At 39.3% G+C, this 6,782-nt stretch carries 4 protein-coding genes; 1 reads left to right on the top strand and 3 read right to left on the bottom strand.

Features of this window, described 5'->3' with window-relative positions; all coding sequences use genetic code 11:
- Positions 1-49: 49 nt before the first annotated feature.
- Complete coding sequence (locus tag K1558_RS20455) at positions 50-3,835, bottom strand: RHS repeat domain-containing protein (protein WP_238653510.1); 3,786 nt, start codon at positions 3,833-3,835, stop codon at positions 50-52.
- A gap of 103 nt (positions 3,836-3,938) precedes the next feature.
- Positions 3,939-4,505 (bottom strand): hypothetical protein, encoded by a 567-nt coding sequence (locus K1558_RS20450; RefSeq protein WP_238653509.1) that lies wholly within the window; start codon positions 4,503-4,505, stop codon positions 3,939-3,941.
- Between the two features lie 390 nt (positions 4,506-4,895).
- On the opposite strand from K1558_RS20450, the gene K1558_RS20445 reads away from it, so the two are divergent.
- Positions 4,896-5,570 (top strand): hypothetical protein, encoded by a 675-nt coding sequence (locus K1558_RS20445; protein WP_238653508.1) that lies wholly within the window; start codon positions 4,896-4,898, stop codon positions 5,568-5,570.
- A gap of 77 nt (positions 5,571-5,647) precedes the next feature.
- Here the strand turns inward: K1558_RS20445 and dnaJ are convergent, their stop codons facing one another.
- Complete coding sequence (gene dnaJ / locus K1558_RS20440; RefSeq protein WP_238653507.1) at positions 5,648-6,769, bottom strand: molecular chaperone DnaJ; 1,122 nt, start codon at positions 6,767-6,769, stop codon at positions 5,648-5,650.
- Positions 6,770-6,782: the final 13 nt, after the last annotated feature.

Below are 6,782 nucleotides of genomic sequence, written 5' to 3'. Positions count from 1 at the left end.
TCGCTTTTAGGTTATACTCTTTTATTCGACGGTGTGGAAATGAATTCCTTTAGTTCAACTTATATAGTATTTCATTTTGAAATGCTGTTTGGATGCCATTAGTGTATCGAAGAATAGTATTCTGATTTGTTCGCCCATCACTAAATACATACTTGGTTTCTTCACTTTCATTTTGCTGACCACTTATGAGCTCAGATGTTAAACGATTCCGTTCGTCGTAATTATAATTAAATATTGTCCCTTTTCGATCAACTTTAACTTTGGGTAATCCCAAATTACTATACTCTATCTTCTCACTTCGAGAAGAGGCCCCATCCATCTTTTCTGTTAATGCTCCAAGCTCATTATAGGTTTTATCACTAACATTCTCCGTTAATCCATTTGCTGCCTTAATGATCGTGTTGGTAACTTTCCCATTTCCATCATAGGTGTAAATGGTGTTTTGACTAAGAGCATCCTTTATTGAGTATAATCGATTAAGCGGGTCATATCGGAAGCTAGTAGTTACTCCATCCGCATTAAGATTATTATTAGCGTCAGTGTAAGCAACTACATTCCCCTGGATATCATAACGGTAAGACTCTTTAATTGGATTGCTCTGGTTCGGCCAATCCTTGTAAGTCATTTTTGAAATGATATTACCTCTATGATCATAATTTTGAGAAAGATAGTTGAACTTTTCTGTACCAGCCGATGATTGCATATAACTCTCACTACTGCGTAACTTCAGGTTATATACTGTCTTATAACTATTACCATATACGTCGGTTGATAGATTTTGTTTTCCCCAAGCGTCGTAGCTTACAGTAATTGTATTTCCAACAGCATCTATCATATATATTGGACGCATAAGGTCATCATAATGATATTGGGTCTGTACCCATTTTCCTTGATATTCATCCCAGTTCTCTTGCAATAACATTAAACCTAACCCATTGTAATAAGAACTCAGATAAGTTTTCATCGCACTGCCATCAGCATTTTTAGTTAATGTCTTTGTGGATCGCACATTTAATGTTTTCATTCCATAATTTGTATTATCAAGACCTGGAACTACATATTCATAACTCAAATCTTCAACTTCACTATAGGTTTCACCATTAATATTTGTATAGTTAGGCTGTTGAACTTTAATTAGTCTTCCTGCCTTGTCATATTTATATTGAGTTGTACTCCCTTTTTCATCACTTTGGCTGATTAGTTTTCCTGTCCCAAAGTCATAACCTAGCTTACTTTTTATTATTTGCTGATTTGTTTGCCCAATATTAATCCATTGCTGCTGCTCCGTTGGATAAGCATATTGAACTTCTTGCCCATAATTCAAAACTGATTTTGAAACAGTTTTATATTTTCTTAAAGGATCACTATTAATGCGAACTAACTTCTCCACCATCATCTGTTCAATCGAGTTAGTGCCAACTGCATAACTATATGTGTATCTAGTTTCTTCGTTTATAGCATTTATGAAATTGCTTATACGGCCTGTAGAATTATATTCGTAACGCTCAGTAGCAGGACTGCTATCTCCTTCATTCTGGTACCAGGATTTCGATTCAAGGAAATGAAAAGTAGGCTCATAGGTATAAATTGTTGTATAGTAACGTTTAATATTAGAGTCATTAAATTGACTTGGTAATAAAGATTGAGTCTGAGATTTAACTTCTCCCCACTCAGTGTATGAAGTTTCAGTATATGTCTGATTCGCTGTATCATCTGAATCACTTACTCCATATTCTGATATACGAGTTTGAGTTGGATAATGAGTTAGAACGGGGTCAAAAGCAATATTAGTTACGACTTTCCGTTCTCTGTTAGCCGCCAGCGTGGAAGTTGAGAGTAATTGTTGAATGCCATTAAATGTCGTTGTTGTTGATAATTCATTTGTACTAGTTGTACTTTGCACTTTACTTGTCGATGAAAAATTATATGAGGCATCAAATGGTTTGGGATTATAAGGATCCGTATCACCCATATAATCTCCAGAGTACGAATACTTAATTTCATTATATTTGTTCGAGAGAACATCTTGCCTTGAAGTTACTCTGTACTCTTGTCCAATACCACTAGACCCCAGATTTCGATTAACAATATCATAACTATATTTAGTATAAGATGACGAATAGGAAACTTTTGTCAATCTATGATAACTATTATAACCTGCGTTAGCATCAATGATTTTAGTTACATAGTTGAACTTCCCAGGAGTACTACTGTCATAATCAAAAAGAGTATCTTGTCCAACTTGATCCGTAGTCTTCCATAAAACTGGAGCATACCCATCAGGATTTCCGTTGAAGGTAAGTGAAGATCTAGTTTTGGTAAAAACAACCCGTTGAGACTCTACACTATTCGAATTAACCGTAACAACAATTTTTTCTCCTGGAAAACTCCCAGTAGTATTTAAGTTATTTTCATAATTAAAGTTAACAGTTCTCCCTATACTATCTGTGATTACTGAAATCACCTTATGGTTTGCTCCATCATATAGAGCACGTTCAATATACTGAAATACAATCTTATTTCCAAAGTTGTCTATAATCCCCAACAACAAACCATCACTATCAAAGTACTCACGCTTCTTATCCAGATATTCGAGATAGTAGCTTGAAGAAGTTTGTCCATTAGTAAAACTTCCCGATTCATCCTTCATAAATCTAATTTTTTTACCCTGGTATCCTACCAAGTGTGAGTAACTTTGTTGACCATAGTAGGAATCAAAATCTATTTGATAAATGGCTCCTTGGCCATCATGATAGTATTTGTAACCATCTGCTAATTGAACAGAAGGAAATTGAAAGGACCAACCAATCCCTAGATCATAACGTGAATTGAGATAGTTATACTTTTTTATCCAACCACTACTTTCATAGTTTCTCATATAAGCAAAAGACTGATTGGAATTATACATCACACCTACGTTTAGGTCGAGTCCATCTCGTCCAGGTAAGCTGATTTCTGTTTCCTTCCAAGTTAAAGCACCAGATGCTGGGTCAATGAGTTCACTATTACCACTATGGTCTGAATACTGCTGTTTACCCGTTTGGTTAATTTGTTGCTGAGTAATAAGACCGCTAAAAACACTATTAACGATTGCATCAAAAGAACTTATTGACATATTACTTTTTACATCATTTAATTGAATCTGATTGTATACTGTCTTGCTGACAGTGGAATCAATTTTTAACAATTCATTCGTGAAATTTTCTGAATAAACGCTGTCAACTACTGATTTATTGTTTTCTATAGAGTTACTTTTTATATCATCCCAAATCCCCTGCCAAGAATCCTTTCCTTTTTTTAGTTCCCATAGATCACTTGCAGTTTTTGATGGAAAATCTTGAAGTAACAAATTAACCCAATAAATATCTTCAATAGACGCACCTGAGAGAGCTAATTTTTCAATTTCCTGTTTTGAAATCTCTGAGGAAGTTACTCCTGAAGTTTTAGCCGATAAAGATGATGATATATAGGAGGCTTGTTGCTTTTTCAAAGATAATGATTTCAGGATATTAATGGTATCCATCAATCCTGTGCCATATACATCTTCTGCCGCGGAGATAAATGTAGGAGGAGCAGTTTCAGTTGCTTTCAGTGTTTGATTACTTACACTTGAATTATCCCTTTGTTCCGGTGAAAAGGTAGCGATAGGTTCTACTTGAGGTTGCAGGGAGGGGGACGGTTGCAGAGTTTGAGCTGCATTTTTTGTCGAACTTAGAATTTCATTAGATCCATTTAATTGAAATTTCTCTTCTGCTTTGATCGTTAAATTCGGGTATACAATGGCTAGACAAAGAATAACTAATAATATTTTTTTGATCAGCGAGTTTTTTCTCAATGTGACTCCTCCATGAAATTAATCGTAATGATAAAGGAATTGCGAGCTTTTATTCATTTGTTGCGGATAACTTTGTGCCTTTTAGTACAAGCTCTTCGATGCTTTAAAAGCCTACATCAATCTCTGCTGGTGCAGATGCAATTCCAGAAGCTGTATAAGCAATAAGTTTAACTGTAAAGCTTTTTGGTAGAAATTGAATTTCATTAATGTAAGTCCATTTTGTTTTAGTTGAGTCCAACTTCTCAGTTATATTTAATTCCGAAGAAACAATACTAATTTTGTACTCAGCGACTCCAACACTGGCAGGAGGTGCATCCCAAATTACAGTTATTGTATTTGTTCCATACGATTTTATTTTGAAATTCTTAGGAGAGGGGATCGTTGGTGTGGGTGTTGCTGGTGGAATTGTTGGTGAAGGTGTTGAGGGTGGGCCAGTCGGTGCTGGTGTAGGTGGTGGAGTAAATTTAGCACCTCTGCTACTAATCAAGTTTCCGTTATAATCATAGTTATAAGTAATTTCATATCTTGTTCCTGAGTCATAGGTGTAGATTCTCTTTATTAGTTTGTTTGAAACGTCATATTGCAAAATTTCAGACTTTTTAGCGGCATATATGATTTGAGATGTCAGAAATAGACCAACGCATATAAATAAAATTATTCTTTTTTTCATTTACATCAATCTCCTTATTATAGAAGTCTTAAGTTTCACATATAGCTACATACTTACTTTTTTCAAAATCAACAAAAACACCCTGCTTCCTTAAATTATTGCTTTTTAAATCAAGGAAAGAAGATGCTCCGTACTTAATATTTTATTTTTTATAGACTTCGCTCTCCTTTACTCTGAATTAAAAAGCATTTATGTAGCAAAAAGTGTTAGTAGAACTATAATAAACCACAAACCATTTTTTTGAAATAGTGGTATTTTGTCGAATTCCAAAAAATTATTAAGAAAAAAATCATAGCAATATGTAAAATACTGAAATATAATATCCAAAGAAAGGGATCAAAGATAAAAATATCAATAAAAATCAAACAAATTTAAAGGAGATGAATTAAAATGAAAAAGAAGCTTATAGCAGTTCTAGGTATTGCATTATTAACTACCACACAGTCCATTGATGCTAGTGGATCAACAGTTACTAAAATGCTTAAAAGTACAGTTTCTCCTATGCCGTCTGCAATGCCATCAACTATGCCGACATCATTCCCTACACCAGCACCTACACCATTCCCAACTCCATTTCCTACACCAGTGCTTACTCCATCACCTACACCAGTTCCTACTCCATCACCTACACCAGTTCCTACTCCATCGCCTACACCAGTTCCTACTCCATCGCCTACACCAGTTCCTACTCCATCACCTACACCAGTTCCTACACCAGTTCCTACTCCATCACCTACACCAGTTCCTACTCCATCACCTACAAAAAGTCCAACACCTACTCCGACCCCCATTCCACAACAAGTACCAAATAATTTTCGATTAAAACAAACAGGTATAAATCATGTATCTGTAGTATGGGATAAACCATCTCAGGGGATTTCAAAGTATATCATATCAATTGTATCCAATACTCTGAACAAAACTGAGACTTTAAAAAGTTCAGCAACCTCTTGGACGTATTACCAAGAATCACCAAAATTACCTGGTGCTTATTATGTGAAATTAACAGCCTACGATTTAGACGGAAAACCTTACCCGACGGTTAGCGTAGATGTAGGTTACTAATAATTTTTTATAAAAAAGCCCCCAATCTCCTCTTCAAGATTGGGGGCTTACTCATGTTGTATAGAATGCCTTAAAAATCAGTCCCCGCGGAACGCCCGCTTCACGCGGTCGAAGAAGGATTGCTCCTGCTCATGCGTGTTCTCACCGTTGTAGGAGGCGAACTGGCGGAGCAGGTCCTTCTGCTCCTCGCTAAGCTTGCTTGGCGTCACCACGATGACGCGCACATGCTGGTCGCCGACGCCGTTGCCGCGCAGGCGCGGAACGCCTTTGCCTTTGAGGCGGAAGAAGGTGCCGGTCTGGGTTCCGGCAGGAATCTTCAGCTTGACCTTCTCGGTCAAGGTAGGAATCTCGATCTCGTCACCTAGCGCCGCCTGAGCGAACGTCAGAGGAACCTCGCACATGATATCATCGTTCTCGCGCTCGAAGAAGTCGTGACTCTTCACACGGATCACGATGTACAGATCTCCGGCCGGGCCGCCGCGTGTGCCGCCTTCACCTTCCCCGCTCATGCGCAGCTGAGCACCGTCATCCACCCCGGCAGGGATACGCACATGAATCTTGCGCTGTCTCTTGACCTTCCCCTGACCTGCGCAGGTGGTGCATTTCTCCTTGATGATCTTGCCGGTACCGCTGCAATTCGAGCAAGGGCGGCGGTTACGCATCTGTCCAAGCGGAGTATTCTGCACGAATTCCTGCTGGCCGCTGCCGTGGCAGACGGAACAGGTCTCCGGCTTCGTACCCGGCTTAGCCCCGGAGCCGAAGCAGGTGTCACAGGTCTCTGTGCGCGGAATGGTGATATCGGTCTCTTTGCCGAATACCGCTTCCTTGAACTCAATGGTCATCGTGTACTGCAAGTCGCCTCCGCGCTGCGGTGCGTTCGGATCACGCCGTCCGCCGCCGCCGAAGAACATATCGAAGATATCGCCGAGACCGCCGAAATCCCCGCCGCCGCCGAAGCCGCCGCCCATTCCCTGGTTCGGGTCGATATGCCCGTACTGGTCATAACGCGCCCGCTGCTGCCCGTCGCTGAGGACATCATAGGCTTCCTTAACCTCTTTGAACTTCTCCTCGGCATCGCTCGCCTTGTTCACGTCCGGGTGATACTGGCGCGCCAGCTTGCGGTAGGCCTTCTTCACTTCATCTTCTGAAGCGTCTCTGCCTATGCCGAGCACCTCATAATAATCGCGTTTATCTGCCACTGCCTTCACCTCC

Source organism: Paenibacillus piscarius (assembly GCF_022234545.1).
Lineage (GTDB): Bacteria > Bacillota > Bacilli > Paenibacillales > Paenibacillaceae > Paenibacillus_AQ > Paenibacillus_AQ piscarius.
The sequence above is the reverse complement of the archived record's forward strand: the minus strand, read 5'-3'. Positions and strand labels throughout refer to the sequence as shown.